Here is a 20,385-nt window from a genome sequence, read left to right on the forward strand (position 1 = left end):
CCCAATACTTTACCGGGGCTGTCATTCCAACCGCCAAAGCCAATATGACGAAGATTTGAGGCGTTTCGCCGCAATTGTCCCGGCAAAAGTGAGGCATTGCAGCCAATCCGGCGGCGCAACGGGCCGATTGTCCGCTGTGGCGGCTCAGTTCAGCGGCGACCAGGTTCCATCCTCGTTGCGGCAGGCTGCCCCGCGCGCCTTCGTCTCCTCGCCGTCGACGGTCACGGTATGCGTATATTGGCGGCAATTCTGCGAGCCGACCTGATAGGGCGCCGACGCGACCACCTGACCGCTGATGCCACGGCCACTCCAAACGACCGGCTGGCCCCCGGGTGCCGCTTCCAGGGCGCGGTATTCCGCTTCGAGCGCTCGCTGCAGGTCGCTATCGCTGATCTTGACGCCCGTGCGGCTCACGATACCGCCATCGAGCGCCTTGATGTAGGTCGCGGAAGAATTGGTCTTGAGCGGCGAGAGTGCCGCCAATGCGCGGCCGGCGCCGGTCCCGTGGGTTGTACTGCAAGCGGAAAGGAGAACGGCACCCAACAATGATGGGACGATCAGACGTGCAAAGCGAAGATTCATTCAACCGAACCAGAATTAACAGGCCAACGCGCGATTACCGCCCTGCGGCTCATGGAGGTCATCCCCATGGCGCACCTCGTCTTTTTGGCATCATGCCGTTGTTCACGCAACATCCTTCATAACCCCTGGAAGAATTAGGCTTGCACGAAGTCCACCCCAGGTGCCGCGCGACAGTTCCAGCCGCCCCTGGTACTCGTTGGTGATCTCGCTGACGATCGAAAGGCCGAGACCCGTGCCCGGCTTGCTTTCGTCGAGCCTGCGGCCTCGCTTCATCGCCTCGCGGATCTGGTCTGGCTCGAGGCCCGGGCCGTCGTCCTCGACGACGAGTTCGACCCAGAAGCGGCGGGCCGGATCGTTGCCCTTGATTTCCGCCGGCGCCTCGCTGGCTGCTATGCGGACCTTGTGATCGGCAAAGCGCGCGGCGTTTTCAAGAAGGTTGCCGACCGTCTCTTCGAGATCCTGCTGCTCCATGGCCAGCGCCAGATTGGGCGTAACCGAGAGCTCGAATTCCTTGTCGGCATTCAGCCGGCGCATCACGCGCACAAGCCGCTCGAGCGCAGGCTCCGCCTCTGTGCGAGCGAGAACGGATTCGCGCTGGGCGGCGATGCGGGCGCGGTTGAGATAGGATTGCACCTGCCCCTGCATGGCTTCGGCCTGCAGCTTCACCAGATCGCCATGCGACCGGTCGAGCACACGGGATTCGTTGAGCAGGACCGCAATAGGCGTTTTGAGGGAATGAGCCAGATTGCCGACCTGCATACGGGCGCGCTCGACAATGCGGCGATTGCTCTCGATCAGGGCGTTGACTTCGTTGGCAAGCGGCAGGATTTCACGCGGAAAATCGCCTTGCAGCCGCTCGCTTTCGCCGGCGCGGATGCGCTCCAATGCGCCACGGGCCTTATCGAGCGGTTTCAGGCCAAAGAGGATAGCCAGCGCATTGACGATCAGGCTGCCGACGCCGAAGCCAGCCAATGCCAGATACAGGCTATGGGAAAATGTGCCTACATCGTCCTCGACGACGGCGATGTTGCCGGTGACACGGAAGCGTGCGGCACGTCCATCCGTATCGAGCACGACCTCGGTCTCGGCGACCTGAACGCGGTTTCCGAAGCTATCGGTGACGATGTAATAACGCTCGTAGTTCTTGTCGAATGGGGCTTCGAGCACCGACAGGACAGGCAGATTGGAAGCGCCGAGCGAGGGTGAGACCAATGGAGCCGCGGTGTACGTGCCGAGCGGCTCGACCATCCAGTACCAGCCGGTCTTCGGCTGGGCGAAACGCAAATCACCGAGCTGAGGACTGCCCGCAAGCGCCTCCTGGTCGCCGATCGTTACCGAATTGACGACGTTGTAGAGCTGCGCCCGCAACAGATCCTGGAAACCGCGCTCGGCGCTCTTGCGGTAGAGCGTTGATATAACAAGGCCGATCACCACGAGCGCCACCGTCGACCACAGTGTAGTCAGTAGGAGGACGCGTGCGGTGAGCGACTTAATTCGCATTGGTCGGCGCTTGCATGCGGTAACCGAGACCGCGGACGGTTTCGATCAGATCGACGCCCATCTTTTTGCGCAAGCGACCGACAAACACCTCGATCGTATTGGAATCACGGTCGAAATCCTGATCGTACATATGTTCGACCAGTTCCGTACGGGACACGACCTCACCCTTGTGATGCATAAGGTAGGCGAGCAGCCGGTATTCGTGCGACGTCAGCTTCAGCGGCTTGCCGTTGACTGTCGCCTTCGAACTCTTGGTGTCGACCCGTACCGGCCCACAGGTGATCTCCGAGGAGGAGTGACCAGCGGCGCGGCGGATCAAAGCGCGGATGCGTGCAAGGATTTCCTCGACATGGAACGGCTTGGCCACATAGTCGTCGGCGCCTGCATCGATGCCGGCAACCTTGTCGCTCCACCGATCGCGAGCCGTCAGCATCAGGACGGGTGTGCCCTTGCCGGAAGCGCGCCATTTCTCGAGTACCGTGATGCCGTCCATCTCGGGCAGGCCGATGTCGAGGATGATTGCGTCATAGGGTTCGGTATCGCCGAGGAAATGGCCCTCTTCCCCATCAAACGCGACGTCGACAACGTAGCCCGCCTCTTTGAGGGCGTCGGCAAGCTGTCGGTTCAGATTGATATCGTCTTCAATTACGAGAATGCGCATGTTTCCGCCCAATTCCTAACCGATTCGCAAAGCTCTATACGAGCTTATTACTACATCGGTGCCTTCACGGTCACCTTGCGTGGCCGCTCGCCGTTTCCCTGGACGAGGACGGTAATAATGCAGCTGTCCCCGGAGGGCTGCACGGAAAGAAGCTGACCCCCTGTCTTGGCGACGACCTGTGCGGCAGCTTCACTGCAGTCATTGTTCGAGCGCGCGACAAATGTCGGCGTCGTGACCGGAAGCACAGCCGATCCCGCCATCGTTGCGATGACCGTTGCTACGCTCAAGAGTGATGCCATGCTCGATACTTCCACAAGGGACACTAACTTGAGCGAATAGTTATCCAAACCCGCCTGAATGGCAAATGAATGGGCGGTAATTTTCCGCGCGTCCAGCGTGCGGCGGAATATTAATCCATTAAGCCTGACGCTTTTAGCTGATCCTGATCGCTGCCGTAGCAATGACCCGCCCATAGATTGCCAAGATACCGCCGACAGCGCCGGTGATCGAAACGATCGAGTCAGCGATTGCCGACTGATCGGTTGGATCGAGCTGAAACCCTTTCAGCTGCAATGCGAAGGCTGCCACCGCAAGAAGGCCACCCCATACGGTCTTTGAAAGATACCAGTGCTTGACGTCGTTCATGATGCACTCCTCTGGTTTAAAGCTAGAATGTGACGAGTGCCACCGCGGGAATGCCAAGCGGAATTCGCTGCCCCATCTGATATATCCGTATCTGCAGTTGCGTTTGGCGCTCGCCGAAGTCGGAGATTTCGTCAGCGGCGGCATAGCGCCAGGCCGGCCCAGTCACCTCGACCTGCCTCAGGACCTTGTCGCCCTTCAAAACCTCTATCCGGTAACGCTCAGAGGGCTCATCAAGCGGAATGTCAGGAGGTATCCAGTTATCCGCATCTACCCTGCCGCGCCTGATCCAAGTCATCAGGGCCGATCCGTCCAAACCGCGGCTGCCGCCGATATGGACCGGCGAGAGCGGCGTCTGGGCCCGCAACCCGGCTTCGAAAGCAAAGGGGCCGGCCATTCCGGTCGAGCCGGAGGCCTCGGCAATCCAATTAAGCTTAAGGCCCATCTCTTCATTCGCGACACCGATCGGCTGAACTGCATCGTCAAGCACGACGAGCGGCGCGCCGACGGCCGCTCCGGATGCCATCGCATCCTCCGTGCCAGCAAGGCCGCGCAAGAGACCGCGGAGCTGCCAGCGGGCAGCCACAATCTCGTCTGCCTGCAGGAAGCAGCCGATTTCCCAGCTCCCGTTCGTGCAGAGGATTGCAAAGCGGTTGGAGCCATTGAGCAACGACAGCTCAACGGACGACGACAGCCCTCCATATGGCAAATCCAGCACGATCGATTGCGACCAGTCGAAGCGACCGGTGACGCCTGGCACCAACGCGCTCGTGAGGCTGCCGATCTGCGCCGGGCGCGCGAGCGTCACGCGGCTCGCATAGCCTTCGTTGGTCACCGATGCCGAGATCGAAACGGTGCGCCAGGGCTTTGCATAGACCGCCACACGCGCGAAGCTTGCCGGATCCCCGGCCGTAAATTGCGGCAGGTCCATGAGTTCGACCAGGGGCGCGAAAATGTCGGATGCCATGCCGGCGCTTCGTTTGCCGGTCGTCGCGGTTATCGCGGCGCCACCTAGAAGCGGCACGATTTCACGGGCTTCGATCTTGCGCGACGTTCCGTCCTCGATCCGGGTAACGAGGAAACGGCCCTCCGGTCCACCGGCGATCGAGAGCACATCTCCCGGCTGCACGCCGATATCGGTCGGCGGCAGCGACAGGGTCAGCGAGCGGCGGGAAATCCGGTTGTCGCGCAGAAGGTTTTCGGCAGCAGCGTGCGCAGCCTCCTCGGGCAGAATGGCGCCGAGATCGTAGCGCAGGACACGGTTCGACGAGGACGGCGCCCGTCGGGAGCGGACGCTCGCCTGTTCATAGTCGTCAAGCGGGTCGTAGAAGGTGACGATCGCCTCGGTCGCATAGTCGCTGTCATGGCCGCGCGTCTCCTGCCAAAGCGGCTGGTTGTCGAGATCGACGAGCGCCGGGATTGGAATGGCAGGCAGGCTCGCTCGCGCACGAGACCGGAAGCGCAGCAGCGGCCCATCTTCGATAACGTCGATCTGGAAAACCTCCAGCAGAGGAGCGATCAGGTTGCGCGCCGCAGCCACCTCGCCCTGAACATAGCCGGTCAGGTCGCCGCTGACTTCCGAAACGTCGAAATCGGTGAAGTTCTGCTCGCGAAGAATGGCGGCGATGACATCGGCCAACGTTCCGGCGCCGAGCCTTCCGTTCAACCAGTGACCGGTCTGCCAATTGGCACCGTCGCTCCAGACGGCGCTATTCTTCGGAAAGGCGGGATAAGGACGAGCATCCCAGGTCCAGACGAACATGTGATGCGGTTCGACCATGCCGCCCGCCGCGCCCCAATGATCGTGATGGGCCTCGAGAAAGCGGCGCTGCATGCTGTCTGCGCGGGTGCGGTTCGAGAAATAAGGTGCCGCCGATTCCACCGATTTCGGGTCGAGGAAGACATTCGGCTGGTTGGCGCCCTTGTCTATCGCCGGGCAGCCGAGTTCGGTGAACCAGATCGGCTTTCCGCGTGGGGTCCATGCCGTCGGTTTCGACTTCTCGGCGTCGGCGACGCGTTCATAGTGTGGGTTGCTCCACCAGGACTCTATGTCCTTGTAGCGGTAGACCCAGGGCTTGCCGGCAAGCCCGTCGGCAATGGGCGAGCGGCGGCGGGCCGCCCGGTCGACCTCGCTGGCGTAGTACCAGTCGAAGCCTTCGCCGCTGGTGATCGCCGCGGTCATGCCAAGGAGATCGTCCGCCGTCCGATGGCCGTCCGGGCTCGGCGTCGAAAGATCCTCGTCGCGCCAATCGGCAAGCGGCATGTAATTGTCGATGCCGACAGCATCGATCGCCTGGCATGCCCACAACGGATCGAGGTGGAAATAGACGTCGCCGCTGCCGTCGGCCGGATGATAGCCGAAATATTCGCTCCAATCGGCGCCATATGTGAGTTTCGTAGCGGGACCGACGACAGAGCGAACGTCCGCCGCGAGCGTCGCGAGCGCTTCGACGAAGGGAAAACGGTCGGATCCATCGCGCAGTTGCGTCAATCCGCGCAGCTCCGAGCCGATGATGATGCCGTCGACACCACCGGCGGCCACGGCGAGATTGGCATAGTGCAACACCAGCCGCCTATAGCCCTGGTCGCCGCCTTGACAGCTGACCGACTGGCCTTTGACGACGAAGTCCTTTGCGGAGGCAGCACCGCAAAACGCCATGACCTGTGCTCTGGCGAGCGCACTGCGATCCGGCGTTCCGGGCAGGCCAATCGCGGGGAAACACGTGACCCGGCCGCGCCATGGGTAGGTCGACTGCTCACCGCTGCCGTAGGGATCGGCAAGGCCATTGCCGTCAGGGATATCCATCATCAGGAATGGGTAGAGATAGACCTTCAGTCCGCGCGCCCTAAGGTCGGCAATCGCCTGAAAGACGCTCGCGTCGTCGGGGGTTCCGCCATAGGCCGGGCCGCCTTCATTGCGGCTGATGAGATGGGCAGCTGCGCGCGGAATGCCGGAAACCGACCAGAGGCTGCTCTCGCCATCGCGCATATTCGTCTCAACACCCGGAACGACGCGGCAATTGCCGGCACGAAGGTCGGTGCCTAACCATGCGACGACCAGCGCTACGCTCTCGAGATTGGGGCAGACTGCCGTCAATTCGTCCAGCGATGCCTGCCAGTCAGTCGTGGCGGTCGATACGTTGCGGTTCATTGCGCGGGCGCTGCCGGCACCGGTTTTCTCGGTGACCTGTATCGTGCTGTAGCCATGTTCGGTGGCGCCCGGGATCAGCGTCACGGCGCGGATCTGGCTTTCCAGCCTGCCGATCGGCCGCACCACCTCGAACTGGAAGAGCGGAATGCGATTGCCATAGCCGTCGAGCGGCAGGCGTTCGAAAACAACGTAGGCAAGCCCACGGTAGGCCGGCGCATTGCCTATACCCTGCTTCGCCTCGATTAGTGGATCGGGCTGCTGCGTTTCCGCTCCGGTATGGACGCGCATCTCGATCTGCGTCAGGTCGATCTCCTTGCCGTCGACCCAGACGCGACGGACGCAGGCTATCGGCCCCTCGCTGAGGCCGATGGCAAGATTGGCGAAGTAGCGAAAGGTCTCGACCCGCGGCCCGCTCGCCTTGCCACCAGAGCGCTCCTTGGACACCGCCTCCTCGAAGCGGGTTGCCCAGATCAACGTGCCCCCGATGCGGGCTGTGCCGTACAGGCGGGTGACGGCGGTCCCTTCGTCGGCGCCGGGGATGCGCGCGGTCGAGAGATGAGTTCCCGATTTCGTCTGGCTGCCGTTGATCAGCGATTTATCGACGACGCTTCCGAGCATCGCGCCGGCCGCCCGGCCGAGCATCGCGCCGACAGGACCGAACACGCTGCCGAGGGCCGCGCCCGCCGCCTGGAATGCAATGGTTGCCATGAGTGTCTCTCTGAAATCGCCGCGACCTGGACGTGCAAAATACTCCGCGTCGGTCGAATGAACCGCTTGCGTATGCTCTTTAAAATTGCATTCATGTAAAAGCTTGGAGAGCAGAAGCAGCAGGCACCGCGCCAGCCGGTGCGTCGGCGAGGATAGGCCACGCCGACCGAGGTAACGGCCTTGCTCTCTGAGATGGAGGTGAGGTTATGTGGTTGTTACCACTTGGCATCACGCTTAGCTTAAGAAAAACCCGGACGGGCTGGTTAATCACCGTCCGGGTACTGTTCGAAAGATAACCAAAACGGTGAGCGGAGTTAGCGCTTCGCTCACCACTCCAAAATACCAGCGGTTGTCGTAATTTGCAAGGGAGCGAGGTCTTCAATTCAACCCAGCGGAAATTCGAAGGCCGCCGCTACTTTGCGTTGCCACGAGGGCACGAGGGCAGAGCGTATCACTGCCGCCTGTTCGTAGGCGTGAATGAAATGCATGTCCTTGCAGAGAATGCCGGCGTGTTTCGCCGAACAATCCGGCCGCCAGCGGAAGAGGAGCAAGTCGCCTGGCCGACCCTCCCCCTGCGGCACAGGGGCGCCGAAATAGCGGATTGCCGCCTGCATCAACCGATCCTCGCCGCTGCGTTCGGCCCAATCCGGCGCGTAGGGTCTCGGCAGTTCGGGCTCTGTACCGTAGAGTTCGCGCCAGATGCCGCGGATGAGCCCGAGGCAATCACAGCCGATGTTTTTGGTCGAACCCTGGTGGCGATAGGGCGTGCCTGTCCAGCTCCCGGCGATCGAGAGTACGCGTGTGCGAATATCGTCGTTCATGGAAACAACGGGCTCCCGTCGTGCACGCTCGTTCCGTCCGCATAGGTGTAGGCGAAGTCGGAGCCAGGCATATGTGGAAAGCCGCGAAAATTCTGCGGATTTCCGAATTTCGAACGGCAGGTTGCAAAGGCCTTGTCGCAGCCGGCGATTAACGCCACCCGCTCGCCGACTGCAGGTGGAGGTGAAAGCGGCAGCCAGAGATTGACCTGCGTGATCGCCCCCACCAGCGCTTGACTGTCGACGTCCACCGAGAACCCGGCATTGGCTCCGTCCAGGAAGAACAGTTTGCCGTGGGCGAAAAAGCCATCGGCGAAACCCGAAATGCCGGAGAGGCTCAGTCGCGTCGTATCGCTGACGGCGACAATCGTGCCTTCGGCCCGATATTGCGGACGGCCGAGGTCGACCCCGCATCTGGCGTCGCCAAGCACGGCGTCGCAGCGCCTGGTGTAGATGCGGCCCTGCGGCTCGGCGAGACGGGCAGCAAAGCTGCGCAATTCCGCCTGGAATTGGCCGGTCTGCCGCGTCACCTCGCCGATCTCCTGTACTTTCAGAAGAAGATGCTGTTCAGGGGCTGCCCAATTGACGAGGTAGATCTCGACGCGGGCGCCGTCATAGAGGCCGGCGTTCAGGTCCGCCTCGGTGATGGCATCGCTGGAAAATCCGCCGGTGACATTGCTTGTCGAGGCCGGCAGGCCCGCTGCTTCCTCGCCGTCGCTGGCCGAAAATCCGCTCGCTGCGAGAAACAGCGTATCTACGAAGGCAAGGTCGTGGTCATGTTCGGTAAAGCCGAGCACCACGCCATCGCGCCGTTGCAGACGCCAGCAATGACACGTCGTCGTGGCACCGCCCGACAGGTGCGCTGCAAAGTCCTGGGCAATCTTTCTCATGGCAGAATCTCCATCAGCGGAATGGACGGAATGCGGCCCGCATTGAAGGCCGAGAGATTGATGTCGATGCGATCGGTGGCAAAGCGCACCGGCACATCGAATTCGAAGCCGGCCGAAATGGTCATGCCCGACCGCGGGATTGCATCCGCCACGAACATCACCACGCCGGTGGCGGGATCGCACGAGAAACTCGGAGGCGCCAGCAGCACACCGTTGACCGCGATCTTCACCGTGCCCACCGCCGGCTTGGCGATGGCACGGGTCGAGCGGCCGCCGGCATCGCCATAGGTCTTCGTCAGCTGGAACCGCCGGGTTGTGCCATCGCCGATGCCGACCACCTGATCGAGCGGTGTGACGGGCGCGCCGGGCCGACTGGAGGTCCAGTCGACCGGATCGCGAAAGCGGAAGCCGTAGAGTTCGCCGCTGCGGGCTTCGAAGAACTCCATGACCTCGAAGAGATCGCCGACGGAGCGGATGCCGGAGCCTGCGTCGTAGCTGCGGCGGGCGTCCTTCCAGCGGCTGTTGCGGGTCTCGCGTCCGTTGGAGAGGTTGACGACATCGGTGCGCCGCACCGGGCCGCCGCTTGTCGCCAGTGACAGCCGCTGGGGAAAGCGGACTTCGTGAAATCCTGCGGTCATGGTTGGTCCTTGGGACGTTTTGAAATTGAGAGAGCATCTATCGTCCGAACGTCGAGGCGACGCGGATGAACCTTCAACGCCGAGAAGGCCCTTGAGGCTGGCGAAGGATCGATAATGCAAGATCCGGACTATGGACCGGTGGGAAGGGGAGCAGGAATCAAGTGGCGCCGACGGCCTGTTCATCTCACGCGCCCTGCCGCAAGGAACCCCATCGACACCGATATTGCCGCTGTATTCTTCATACTTGCTTGATGGTTCAGCATGTTGAAGACCTTACGACAGCAGGTAAATATCGGTGTCGATGTTTATCGGCATATCAGTAGCTAAAGCTTTTTCCGGGTATCGTCCAAATGTTGCCGACCAAGGCACATGACTGCAAATTCAGGGTGCCGTCCGGAGCACCTTGCGCCAAACACAAGTTTCTGCTCGTTGCAACTATCTGAGTACCCAAAGGCGCCTTGTCTGGCTGTGTGAAGGTCCATTTCTGGTTGGCGGCATTCTGCACGCATGTCGCAAGGATCACCTTGTCACCGACGTCTTCGCCTTGGGCAGTCAGGCAATAATTGTTCTTGATCTGGATCGTGCCAGCTGCTGACTGCACCCATAAATGGCTACTATATGATCCACCACCTACGCGCCTCATATCATCAAGTGTAGGACATGTTTGAAGTATTGCGTCGTTCGATCCGACCGGCGAGCCATCCGTCAAGCCAGCCTTCGTGGAAAGACACTTGCCGTCCGTCTTGAGCAGACCGGCGGCAGACTGATTCGGTCCCCCTACTAGGGTTGCCTCGCCATTCTTGCCGCTCCCTACAGTAAAGAAACTTTCTGAACACCCCGCATTTGCACTTACATGTGGCGCCGGAACAATCACTCGCGTGCCGAATTGATCGAACGCCTGGATTTTGAATTTTACCTCCGTATGCGCGACGGATTCGCAGCTTGTGCGCTCGGAGTTCCAATCGAAATACTCGACCCACTGGCTGATGGTGGTGACGGGCACGTCGGTTTTTTGATTGCCGACATAGATGCTGCCTATGTCGAACGAATCATGATTTGATCCAGGCGAAATATCCGTCACGTTGCTTTTGTACCAACCCGCACCCAGCGCCGTATCTGCCGTTACTCGGAAGCGATAGATATGACCGGCCTGCCATTCGTAACGATAGCGACACTGCGCGCCTGAAGCGCCGTCGGTCGCGGTTTGACTGACCGTGCAATAGCTGCCTGCACCGATGCCCGCAGTCGCAGGCGTCCCTGGTCGCGCATCAGTTGCGCCCCACAGGCTAAAAAGGAATTGCTTGCCGTAACCTTCTGGGCCGGATGCCAACTCGGTCGATTGCAAGCCGGTGTAGCCACCGAGGCTGTCGATCTGGTTGGACCAAAAGACGTTGGAATTTGGTCCAGGATCTGTCTTGGGCGTGATGAAGAGATCCAGCTGCGCGACACTGGAGATGCCGGCAGGGAATGTCGTGTTGCTGTACAAACCCGGTGTTGATCCCAGTATCTCGCTGATGACCGGTACACTGATAGCGTCCGCGGTTGCCAAATTAGGGCTCTTGGCCGGGACAATCGAAAAAATGCGACGCTCACTCGGCGGCATCGATGCGACGGGTGGAACGTTCATGGTGAACCTGAAGGTACATGAGCCTTTCGCCGGGATCGATACCCCCGCGAGGACCAAACTACCGGTTCTAGGCGCTACCCTGAAGCCGCCCCCGCACGCTGAGGGAAGATTCGCGGCGCTGAAACCGGACGGCATTCTGATCATCAGTCCAGCCTTGGCCAAAACATCCCCGTCGTTGGTCAGCGTCAACGTAGCATCGCTCTTGCCGCCGACAGGGAGCCAAGAATTGGGGAGCGTCAGCGCCGCCGTGCAACTCGGAGACGCTGCATATGCAGACATCAGATTTAATAGCATGGTGAGAACCATCCCCGTGAGGCATGCTTGCTTCAACATAATTTCTCTCCTTGGTCGGGTCTGATGTCAGTTTTTCTGACTTTTACGTGCACGTAATCTGAGGCAAATTTGCCGGGAAACCTCGCGCTTCATGTTGAGGAAAGCGTACTTAAAACTGCTATAGATTGCGCTGGCCGCGCATCGCCGTGCGCGCCAGCATTGCGGAAATCTGGGCTTCGCTCTTTTGGAAGCTGTGCGCGTCCTGCGTGGTGACATTGAAGACGATCGGCGATACACCGTGGCCCGACATCGCCACGCCGAGCGAACCGTCCGAACCGCGCTTCAGCGGCAGGATCGCTTCCGAACCCGCCTCGCCCATCAGGCCGAGATCGCCGCCCATCGGAAAATAGGTTGGCGATGCCACGACGCCGCCGTCGGCAAAAGCCGTCATCCGGCCAGGTGCGGCGCCGTCGGCAAAGGCGAACAGATTGCCGATGCCATTGGCAAGGCTGCTTGTTGCGCTGCCGATTGCACCCTCCAACGGCTTGAGGCCGGCCGAGAGCGCAATATCAGTCAGTCGATTGCCGAGACCTCGCAGGACGCTGTCGAGGCCCTTCCCTCCCATGGTCGCCGATGTCAACGCGCCTGCCAGTGCTGCGCCGAAGGAGCGCGAGCGGCCGTCAAGATCGTCCAGCGTCCGTTTGAGGGCTTGTGCCTGGTCGTTGGTCGAGGAAAGGTCGTTATCGCTCTCGTCCATGGGGGCTCCTAAAACTTGCAGAAACTGTTCGGCCAGCTCTTGCCGTGCCGATGAAAACCCACTCTCGGCACATGCGCCGACACATTACCTACACGAAAATAAGAATACTCGTATAAAGTGTTTTATTATATAATACAGCTAATAAGAGTCGATATGTTCGTCAAGCATCAAATTCGAATTGCCTTAACTATCTGGAAACTGCTCCATCAGTTCCCGCAAATTCCTCCGCTCGAGTGTGCCAGCACGAGGCGAGAAGCCGCCGGCCATCGCGTGGAACTCGATCGGCGTCATCGCCCACAGAGTGTCGGGTGGAAGCCGCAGCAGGCTAAGACCGACGTGAAGAACACGGCGCCAGGGGAACGGAGCCGGAGCCGTGCTGTCCAAGCTGTCAGAAATGCTGCCCGCTGCGGCTAGAGAGGGTCCACCGTGGCGTCCGCCCGATCCCCCATGAATGTCGCCGTCAGCAAATCCCGGACGACCGCGGCGTAAGCGGCTATACCGCCGTCGATGCCGACGGTCGCAACATCCTCGTCGGAAAAGACGTTGCCACCACCGCGAAGGCCCGCGCCGATGATGCGGATCATATCGGCGGCCCTCAGCTTTCCGTCGGAAAAGCGGGCGGCAAGTCCCGAAAGGTTGTCGGCGGCGAAGGCTGTCTCCAGCTCGGCCAGGGCGCCGAGCGTCAGGCAGAGAATGCGGCGTTCACCATCGATCTCGGCCTCGATCTCGCCGCGATGGCGATTGGCGCGCGCGCCAGTGCGTAGCCTCGGCATCAGAGCCCTCCGAAGGCAATGGGGCCGGCCGATTCCAGCGCGATATCGAAGGTCACCTCGCCGTTATGCTGGCCCGAATATTCGAGCGCCGTCACCTGGAAAGCCCCCGTCACCGTTCCGAAATCCGGGATGACGATCTGCCAGGAGAGGATCGAGCCGCTGAAGAAGGCATTGCGGATCAGCTCGTCCGAAGCCTGGTCCTTGAAGAGGCCCGAACCGCCGAGCGAAGCGCGCTGCATGCCGGCGCCGCCCAGCAGTTCGCGCCATCGGCCAACGCTTTCGGCATCGGTGATATCGACAGTTTCCGTATTGAACGAGAGCTTCTTCGTTCTCAGGCCAGCCACCGTCCCATAGGCGCTGCCATTGTAAATCTTCAGCAGCAGGTCCTTGCCCTTCTGCGCCACCATCGCACTATCCTCTCCAAAGAAAACGGCGCCACGAGGGGCGCCTGTCAGTTCAAATCAAAATGTCGAAACGGGCTGCGGCAATTACTCCGTCACCGCGCGAAACCGCATCTCCGCACAAAACAGGCGCGTCTTTGGCTCCCGTCGCGCTTTCGTCGAAGCGTGCCGGAGGTTGACGAGGGCATGGGCGGCAAGTGGCAACGCCGCATCCTGCAGCAAGGCGTGGATCATGGCGGCGATCTCCTGGGCAATTCGCTGGCCGGCGGCGTCGGACCAGACTTCAAGGACAAGGAGATGCTCCTCGCCGGGTTCGGTCGCCGTCGAATAGTCGCTGGTCGTCATTTCGGAAATGACGATCGCGGGCAGCTGTTTTCCGGTGACCAGCCGGTCGCGGATGCCATCCGCGCCGATGAGGGTTGTCAGGGCTGCATCGGCACCGAGCCGCGTGTGGATCGCCCGCAGCAGGTCGTTGGCCGCCGCGCTCATCGATCTTGCCTGACTTCGGTTTTCACCGGCCGGGTTTGCCGACCCGCCGCGGCTAGCCGCGAAAGCAGCGCAGCAAGGTCGGGTAGCGTGAATTGCAGCATCGCGTTCATGGCAGTTTCTCCTCGCAATGGCAGATCAGATAGCGGCGCGTTTCGTCGGGGTCCTCAGTGGCACCAATGCGGAATATCCGCGCGCCCTTGCGCAGGCGCATGCCGATCGAGACATCAGTGCGCCACCGCAGCCAGATGCGATGCGTTCGCGTGAAAATCTCGCTGCCGGCCTCTTCCGCAACAGCCGAAGCAACCGGTTCGATCAGCGCCCAGGCCGAGGCCCTCTCCTCGAAAACCGTGGTCGCGCCACCCTGCCCGTCTGGCGTTTCGACCGGGACTTCGAGGTTCAACCGCGCGGTCATCTGCCCCGGGTCGAAGAAAGTCGAGCGCATGGTCAGAGCCTCCGTATCAGGAAAGGTGCAACCAGCCGGTCGTAGCCGGGCGGGATCAGCGCCGGCTGATCCTCCGTCGCAACGACACCGCGGCAGGAGAACATCTGAGCGAGGTGGGTGAGCATCGCGCGCTTCAGCGTGTCCGGAACATCGGCGGCGGTGGCGCCGAACCCTGCGGTGAAATCGACCTCGATGCCATTGACGGTGCGAGCCGGCTGCGGACGCTGCGGCAACATCAGCCGTGCCGGGCGTCGCCGCCCGTCGAGCATGTGGCCTGCCAGCGAGACCGGACCAGCATTTCCGGCCGCGTCGTAAACCGTCACTTTTTCAATGGTTTGCACCGGCCCTCTGCTAATCTGAATCACGCCGTCTTCAGATATTGAATCAAGATAGAGCCTTAGGCTCTGGGTGATCAGGCAAAGACCCGTCGTGCGCTCCAGATGTTCGCGGGCAACGCGGATCAACGTCAGAACGAGATCGTCTTCGTCAGGTGTGTCGAGACGCAGATGCGCCTTGGCAACGGCAAGCGACAGCGCCTCCGCCGTTGGCGGAGCGATCAGGGCATAGGTCATGGGTCGTCCTTAGGTCGCGCGAGCGCGCGGGTGGGAGGTGATAGTTGGGTGTGTGAGGCGATCACCCCACCCCGGCACTTTGTGCCGACCCTCCCCATCAAGGGGAGGGTTGAGATCGGAGGCTGCGGTCCCTTACCTCCCCCCTTGATGGGGGAGGTCGCGCGAAGGCGCGGGTGGGGGTGACTGTTGGGTGTCTGGGGCGGTCACCCCACCCCGGCACTTCGTGCCGACCCTTCCCCTCAAGGGGAGGGTTGAGATCGGAGGCTGCGGTCCCTTACCTCCCCCTTGATGGGGGAGGTCGCGCGAAGGCGCGGGTGGGGGTGACTGTTGGGTGTCTGAGGCGGTCACCCCACCCCGGCACTGCGTGCCGACCCTCCCCCTCAAGGGGAGGGTGAAGAAACTACGCTGCCGAGAACTTCACCAGCTTGATGGCTTCGAAATCCTGGACGCCGCCGCCGACGCGTTTGGTGGTGTAGAACAGCACGTGGGGCTTGGCGGAATAGGGATCACGGAGGACGCGGATGCCGACGCGGTCGACGACGAGATAGCCGGCGCGGAAGTCGCCGAAGGCGATGGGGAACGCATCGGCCGCGATGTCGGGCATATTCTCGGCTTCCGCCACGGGGAAGCCCATAAGCGACGCCGTTGCGCCTGCAACTGCCGGCGGTTGCCAGAGATAATTGCCGTCCGCATCCTTGAACTTTCGCAGTGCTGCCTGCGTGCGGCGGTTCATCATGAAGTTGCCGTTCTGGCGGCGACTGGCCTTCAGCGCGTAGATCGTGTCGACGAGAACGTCGGTCGGGCCAACGGGCTTGAAGGCGCCGGCGGCACCTGTCGCGACATAGCCGAGATTGCCCCAGCTCCATGTCGCGTCGGCGACCGCCGTGTAGGACAGGAAGCCCTTCGGCTTGTTGACGCCGTCGCCGGAGACGAAGGCAGCGCTTTCCTGCTCGGCAAAGACGACATCGACCTCGCTCGAGATCCAGGCTTCGATATCGACCGCGGAGTCGTCGAGCAGCGCCTGGGTCGCGGCCGGCATCGCGTAGAGTTCCATGGTCGGGAAGATCATGTTGCTGAGCGTCGGCGTGCTGGTCTGAGGCCTTGCTGCCGTTTCCGATACCCAGCCGGATGCGAGGCCGGTCGTGTTGAAGGGCTTCTTCAGCACGGAGCTGGAGACTTGGCGGACAGTTGCGAGCGCCCGGACGGGGGATATGACCGCGAGGCGCCGGCCGATCTCGCTGTCGATTTCCGGCGGCACCAGATAGCCGCCGTCGCCGTCGGACCCGACTGATAGAGCCTTGGCTTCCAGGTCGCGCAGGCTCGCCTCGTCGCCGCCGCGGATATAGGCTTCGAACGCCGCCTTGTGCTCGGGAGAGCCGGACGACCCAAATCCCGGGCGCCCGAGCGGCGGGCGGGCCTTTTTCAGCAGGAGCTGGTCCAGCACCTGTTTGTGTTCGTCCACGGCGCGATTGATGCGGTCCATCTTGTCGCGCGTGACGACGTCGGCGGTCAGTTTGCTCTCTATTTCTCCCAGGCGCCGGTCATTGACGTCCTTGAAGGCTTCGAAGGCGCCCATGAAGTCGTCGAAGGCGCCGGTCACCGTGTCCGGCACCGTCTTGATTTCCAGTGCGCTGCGGTTTGCGGCGATATTTTTCGTCTGCTCAGTCATGAGATCTTCCTTGTTTGAAGGTTTCTGTCATCAACATCCGGGTCGCCCGCCGCATGGTGCGGACGAGCTCGGTTTCCCTGTCGCGGAACCACCGCGCATTCTTGACATTCTGGACGCGGGCCGACGGCAGCATCGGAAAGGTCACCACCGAGATCTCCCAGAGGTCCGCCTCGAGGATGCGCCGGACGCCGGATTTGGCGTCGGTTCTGGCGCGCACCGTGCGGAAGCCGATCGAGAGGCCGTCGAGGGCGGCATTCTTCAGGAGCTGGTGCACCTCGCGGGCCCGCGCCACGCCGTCGGCCAATACGCCCTCGACATAGAGGCCGCGGGCATCCTCGCGGATCGTCTTCCAGGCGCCGATCGGCTCGGCAGGATCGTGCTGGAACAGCATGCGCACGCCGCCCGGGCCGCGCTCCGCGAGCGACTTGCGGAAAGCGCCGCGCTCGACCCTGTCCTTGCCGAGATCGACTTCCTCGAAGACGCTGGCATAGCCCGAGAAGCTGCCGTCGCTCCCCAGCCCCCTCAGTTCGAGATTGGCGAATTTGCAGGTATCGATGCCCATGGGGCTGCGCTCCCGGGCGCCTGACGCGGTCATGGTTGGTTCTCCTTGATGTGATGGAAGTTGTTCCGGCGTTACGAGCCTGGCTTGTCGCCATAGCGGGCAGCCAGCCGTGACAGGATGCCGAGGCCCCACCAGGCGCAAAGGCTGGCCGCAGCCGACCCGGACAGCATCACTTCCGACGCGGAAAGGATCGCGGCCGGCTCCAGCCGCTCGGCGATCCAGACCCCGGTGGGGCCGCCGAAGGTCAGTCCGCAGGCGACACCGGTGAAAAAGCGGCTGGCGGCTTCGCGCCGGCTCTTCGGCAGCAAATAGATCAGCGAAACCGCAGCACCCGCCGCCGCCCCGACGGCCCTCTCCGCCCACAGTCCTGCATCACCTGAGAACTCGGCCATTTCTTAATCTCTCCTGGATATGATGGTCGGACGGGCGCTGTGTTCAACGGCCCTTCACCGGCGTCACGCGGCCGGCTGCGATCTGCCTGACGTTACGTCAGGCAATCGGCGTTTTCTGAGTCTTTTGAAATGGTTGGGTCGGGATCTTCGGAGGTTGAGTCCGAGGCTTCGGAAATTGAGTCGGGTTGGCGAGCGAGAGAATCGATAAAAATTCCGCGTATCAGAGAGCCCTCACCCTGAGGTGCGCAGGCCATCGGCCGGAGCCTCGAAGGGCGGGGGCGCTTGCTCGGTGGGGCCAGCTTCAAATCGCGTAAATGGCAGCTCCGGGCCCGACCCTCGTGGTTCGAGGCATGGTTGCGCTTGCGCTCCACCATACACCTCACCATGAGGGCGGGGCGCAGCGCCCTAAGACCTCATGACAATCCTGAACGTCAGCGAGATCCTGCGCTGTCGGGACAGCCTTTCACCCTCGATGACATCAGAAGCACGCGCCGGAATTTCATGGGTCCATCCATACCGCGCCTCCGCGCCGAGCAGCAGCAGCGAACGCGGCTCCAAAATCAGGGACCGCCGCTCGCCATGCTCCACATCGCGAAATACCAGCTCGCAGGCCGAAAGCAGACTGAGGGAGGCAATCCACTCGGCAAAGCACGGCACGCAATCGACGTGGGCGCTGATGCCCTGCCCCGGCAGATATTCGTTGGCAATGACCTGATCCGGCAAGCGGTCGAAATAGCCCTCCCGGACCAGCCTATCGGCAAGCCGGGCAAGCCAGTCCGGCAGCGGGCCAAGATAGGCATCGTCCGTGACCGTCCTTGCACGATAATCGTATCGATAGCCGAAGTGCTGGACGCGGCGCTTGAGTTCTGTGCTCCAGACACCGTCGTCGAGGACAGCTGCAAGCGCTGCTTGCTCTTCGTTCGAGAGGAAATTCGAAACATGAATGGCGCCCGGCGGCAAATCCGCTTTGCTCATCTGGATGTCGTGTCCGCGTTGAGGCGGTCAAGCTCCGCAAATAGCACCTCGGCATCGACAAACCTGCCTTCCCTAATATCGTTTTCGCCCTTCAACACTTCGAGAATGTCCTTGCCCTCAGCCAACAGATAATATTTCAGCGCCCGGACGATGACCCAGCTGCGGGTTCGTTCGGAGGCCTTTGCGATCGTTTCGATGTCGCGGAGGATGTCTTCGGGAAGGCGAAGGGCGATCGGGTCGGAGAGGACTGGCTTGGACATTAGAAGCTCCTTTTGTAATACGGCGTATAACAAATTTGCTTCGAAGGTACGAGGAATCAATACCCCACCGCCTGGCGCTTCTCCTCGTCCGTGAGAAAGGCCGCGCCTGCCAGCCGTGTCCAAAGCTGGTCGCGCTCGGCGGCGAGGCCGGCGATCTTGTCGAGGTCGGGTTCCAGCCGCAGATCGTCTCCGTAGGCGCCGGCAAACCAGAGGGAGAGCGAGGTGGCTATGCGGTTCAGCAACGGCAGGACGGTCAGGCGGTAGAAGGCGCGGTTGGCCTCCTGATAGTTGGCGTAGGTGTTGTCGCCCGGGATGCCGAGCAGCATCGGGGGAACGCCGAAGGCGAGCGCGATGTCGCGGGCAGCACCATTGCGGGCTTCGACGAAGTCCATGTCCTTCGGGGAAAGTCACATCGATTTCCAGTCGAGCCCGCCTTCGAGCAGCAATGGCCGGCCGGCGCGCATCGGGCCGGAATAGCCTTCGTCCAGCTCCAGCTTCAGGCGTTCGTATTGATCCGGCGAGAGGTTGCCGCCCTCCTTCGGCTGGTAGACCAGCGCACCTGAGGGGCGAGCCGAGTTGTCGAGCAGCGCCTTGTTCCAGGTGGCGGCAGCGTTGTGGAGATCGAGCGCCACCTGGGCTGCGGCGAGTGGCGGGAAGCCGAGATGATCGTCGAGCGGATGGAAGAGCTTCAGGTGCAGCAGCGCCAGACCATCGGTCTCCACCGCGAACCGTCGCACCAGGCCGCCGGCGCGATATTCGTATGCCTCCGGCCAACCATCGCGGCCTTCGACGACGCTGATGCGGTCCGGTCTCAGAAGATGGAGCTCGCGCAATTCACCGCCGATCAGGAGCGGCTCGACGTAGGCGTTGCCCGAAAGCAGCAGGTGACCATGCAGCGCCTCGAAGAATTCCGGCCCGGCCATGCGCGCGTTCGGCCGGCGCATGAGCGCCAGCAATGGATGCTCGGTCAATTCGCTATCGCCGGCATAGAGCAGCCAGGAGACCGAGGCGGCCGCTTCGGCGATCAGGCGTACGGAGCGGTGGGCGATCGGGTTCTTCATGAAGCCTTCCCGAGCGAGCGCCGCATAAGAGCGTCCGGTCCAATGCGCCCTGCCCTCGGCCGCAAGCGTCAGCAGACCGCCTGATGCCTTGGTTTCGGGCACGGCTTTGCGATCCGCCGCGGCTTGCCGCCACGGCAGACGAAATGGGATTTTCATCCGCTCATTCCTTTATGGGTTCAAAATCGAAAGCGGCTGGAGGTCAGCCCAATGGCGCCTTCACCGCAGTATCGGTGTCGTAGTCGGCGGCAATCCGCATCTCGCGCAAGGGCCGGACGCGCTCGATGGATATCTGATAATTCGGATGCGCCTTGTAGGCCGCCAGCGCCGCCTCGTCATCGAATTCACCGTAGACCACTAGGTCCACATCCGTTCCCAGCTGGTCGGTCTTCACATTCAAACCGACTTCCACCAGGCGCGCAAACGGAATTTCCGTCAGGATGGACAGCCCTGCCCGTACCGCTTCGAGATTGGCCCGGTCGGGAACGTTGAAAAACACGATATGGCGGATCACGCGGAAAACTCCTTAGGACTATCCCTGCCCT

At 61.8% G+C, this 20,385-nt stretch carries 23 protein-coding genes and 1 pseudogene; all 24 read right to left on the minus strand.

Annotated elements, in window-relative coordinates:
• Positions 1 to 144: 144 nt before the first annotated feature.
• Positions 145 to 582, minus strand: coding sequence for a hypothetical protein (locus CPY51_RS02225; protein ID WP_111158400.1), 438 nt, complete (start codon positions 580 to 582; stop codon positions 145 to 147).
• A 102-nt stretch (positions 583 to 684) separates the two neighbouring features.
• Positions 685 to 2,082, minus strand: coding sequence for a sensor histidine kinase (locus CPY51_RS02230; protein WP_111158401.1), 1,398 nt, complete (start codon positions 2,080 to 2,082; stop codon positions 685 to 687).
• Positions 2,072 to 2,743, minus strand: a complete 672-nt coding sequence (locus CPY51_RS02235) for a response regulator transcription factor (protein ID WP_111158402.1) — start codon at positions 2,741 to 2,743, stop codon at positions 2,072 to 2,074. Before CPY51_RS02235 ends, CPY51_RS02230 begins: the two co-directional genes overlap by 11 nt.
• A gap of 50 nt (positions 2,744 to 2,793) precedes the next feature.
• Positions 2,794 to 3,003, minus strand: coding sequence for a hypothetical protein (locus CPY51_RS02240; protein WP_420820660.1), 210 nt, complete (start codon positions 3,001 to 3,003; stop codon positions 2,794 to 2,796).
• Positions 3,004 to 3,175: 172 nt separating this feature from the next.
• A complete protein-coding gene (locus CPY51_RS02245) occupies positions 3,176 to 3,388 on the minus strand; it encodes a hypothetical protein (protein WP_111158404.1) in 213 nt (70 codons plus the stop codon).
• Positions 3,389 to 3,410: 22 nt separating this feature from the next.
• Positions 3,411 to 7,244: a baseplate multidomain protein megatron gene (locus CPY51_RS02250; protein ID WP_111158405.1), complete on the minus strand. Its 3,834-nt coding sequence runs from the start codon at positions 7,242 to 7,244 to the stop codon at positions 3,411 to 3,413.
• A 383-nt stretch (positions 7,245 to 7,627) separates the two neighbouring features.
• Positions 7,628 to 8,065: an NlpC/P60 family protein gene (locus CPY51_RS02255; protein ID WP_111158406.1), complete on the minus strand. Its 438-nt coding sequence runs from the start codon at positions 8,063 to 8,065 to the stop codon at positions 7,628 to 7,630.
• Complete coding sequence (locus CPY51_RS02260) at positions 8,062 to 8,952, minus strand: DUF2163 domain-containing protein (protein WP_111158407.1); 891 nt, start codon at positions 8,950 to 8,952, stop codon at positions 8,062 to 8,064. The genes CPY51_RS02255 and CPY51_RS02260 overlap by 4 nt, the downstream gene beginning before the upstream one ends.
• Positions 8,949 to 9,590, minus strand: a complete 642-nt coding sequence (locus CPY51_RS02265) for a DUF2460 domain-containing protein (RefSeq protein ID WP_111158408.1) — start codon at positions 9,588 to 9,590, stop codon at positions 8,949 to 8,951. The genes CPY51_RS02260 and CPY51_RS02265 overlap by 4 nt, the downstream gene beginning before the upstream one ends.
• A 316-nt stretch (positions 9,591 to 9,906) precedes the next feature.
• Positions 9,907 to 11,550: an RICIN domain-containing protein gene (locus CPY51_RS02270; protein ID WP_111158409.1), complete on the minus strand. Its 1,644-nt coding sequence runs from the start codon at positions 11,548 to 11,550 to the stop codon at positions 9,907 to 9,909.
• Between the two features lie 118 nt (positions 11,551 to 11,668).
• A complete protein-coding gene (locus tag CPY51_RS02275) occupies positions 11,669 to 12,247 on the minus strand; it encodes a phage tail tape measure protein (protein WP_111158410.1) in 579 nt (192 codons plus the stop codon).
• Between the two features lie 183 nt (positions 12,248 to 12,430).
• Complete coding sequence (locus CPY51_RS02280) at positions 12,431 to 12,631, minus strand: rcc01693 family protein (RefSeq protein WP_111158411.1); 201 nt, start codon at positions 12,629 to 12,631, stop codon at positions 12,431 to 12,433.
• A gap of 26 nt (positions 12,632 to 12,657) precedes the next feature.
• Positions 12,658 to 13,020 (minus strand): gene transfer agent family protein, encoded by a 363-nt coding sequence (locus tag CPY51_RS02285; protein ID WP_111158412.1) that lies wholly within the window; start codon positions 13,018 to 13,020, stop codon positions 12,658 to 12,660.
• On the minus strand, positions 13,020 to 13,427 hold the full coding sequence (locus CPY51_RS02290; protein ID WP_111158413.1) for a phage major tail protein, TP901-1 family: 408 nt from the start codon (positions 13,425 to 13,427) through the stop codon (positions 13,020 to 13,022). Before CPY51_RS02290 ends, CPY51_RS02285 begins: the two co-directional genes overlap by 1 nt.
• Before the next feature lie 81 nt (positions 13,428 to 13,508).
• The gene (locus CPY51_RS02295) at positions 13,509 to 13,910 is read right to left on the minus strand and encodes a DUF3168 domain-containing protein (RefSeq protein WP_111158414.1); all 402 of its coding nucleotides are present in this window, start codon (positions 13,908 to 13,910) and stop codon (positions 13,509 to 13,511) included.
• Between the two features lie 106 nt (positions 13,911 to 14,016).
• Positions 14,017 to 14,352, minus strand: coding sequence for a phage head closure protein (locus CPY51_RS02300; protein WP_111158415.1), 336 nt, complete (start codon positions 14,350 to 14,352; stop codon positions 14,017 to 14,019).
• Positions 14,353 to 14,354: 2 nt separating this feature from the next.
• Positions 14,355 to 14,924, minus strand: a complete 570-nt coding sequence (locus CPY51_RS02305; protein ID WP_111158416.1) for a head-tail connector protein — start codon at positions 14,922 to 14,924, stop codon at positions 14,355 to 14,357.
• 400 nt (positions 14,925 to 15,324) lie between these two features.
• Positions 15,325 to 16,593: a phage major capsid protein gene (locus CPY51_RS02310; RefSeq protein WP_111158417.1), complete on the minus strand. Its 1,269-nt coding sequence runs from the start codon at positions 16,591 to 16,593 to the stop codon at positions 15,325 to 15,327.
• Positions 16,586 to 17,188 (minus strand): HK97 family phage prohead protease, encoded by a 603-nt coding sequence (locus CPY51_RS02315; protein ID WP_195909391.1) that lies wholly within the window; start codon positions 17,186 to 17,188, stop codon positions 16,586 to 16,588. Before CPY51_RS02315 ends, CPY51_RS02310 begins: the two co-directional genes overlap by 8 nt.
• A gap of 38 nt (positions 17,189 to 17,226) precedes the next feature.
• Entirely contained in the window at positions 17,227 to 17,547 is a 321-nt protein-coding gene (locus CPY51_RS02320) for a DUF6107 family protein (protein ID WP_111158418.1), read from the minus strand.
• A 405-nt stretch (positions 17,548 to 17,952) separates the two neighbouring features.
• Positions 17,953 to 18,522, minus strand: a complete 570-nt coding sequence (locus CPY51_RS02325) for an alpha-ketoglutarate-dependent dioxygenase AlkB (protein ID WP_111158419.1) — start codon at positions 18,520 to 18,522, stop codon at positions 17,953 to 17,955.
• Positions 18,519 to 18,782: a CopG family ribbon-helix-helix protein gene (locus tag CPY51_RS02330; protein ID WP_111158420.1), complete on the minus strand. Its 264-nt coding sequence runs from the start codon at positions 18,780 to 18,782 to the stop codon at positions 18,519 to 18,521. Before CPY51_RS02330 ends, CPY51_RS02325 begins: the two co-directional genes overlap by 4 nt.
• A gap of 56 nt (positions 18,783 to 18,838) precedes the next feature.
• Positions 18,839 to 19,993: pseudogene (locus CPY51_RS02335) on the minus strand (phage portal protein).
• 49 nt (positions 19,994 to 20,042) lie between these two features.
• Positions 20,043 to 20,354 (minus strand): Dabb family protein, encoded by a 312-nt coding sequence (locus tag CPY51_RS02340; RefSeq protein WP_111158421.1) that lies wholly within the window; start codon positions 20,352 to 20,354, stop codon positions 20,043 to 20,045.
• Positions 20,355 to 20,385 lie beyond the last annotated feature (31 nt).

The organism is Arminella tubonensis (assembly GCF_003240585.1).
Taxonomy (GTDB): Bacteria; Pseudomonadota; Alphaproteobacteria; order Rhizobiales; family Rhizobiaceae; genus Rhizobium; species Rhizobium tubonense.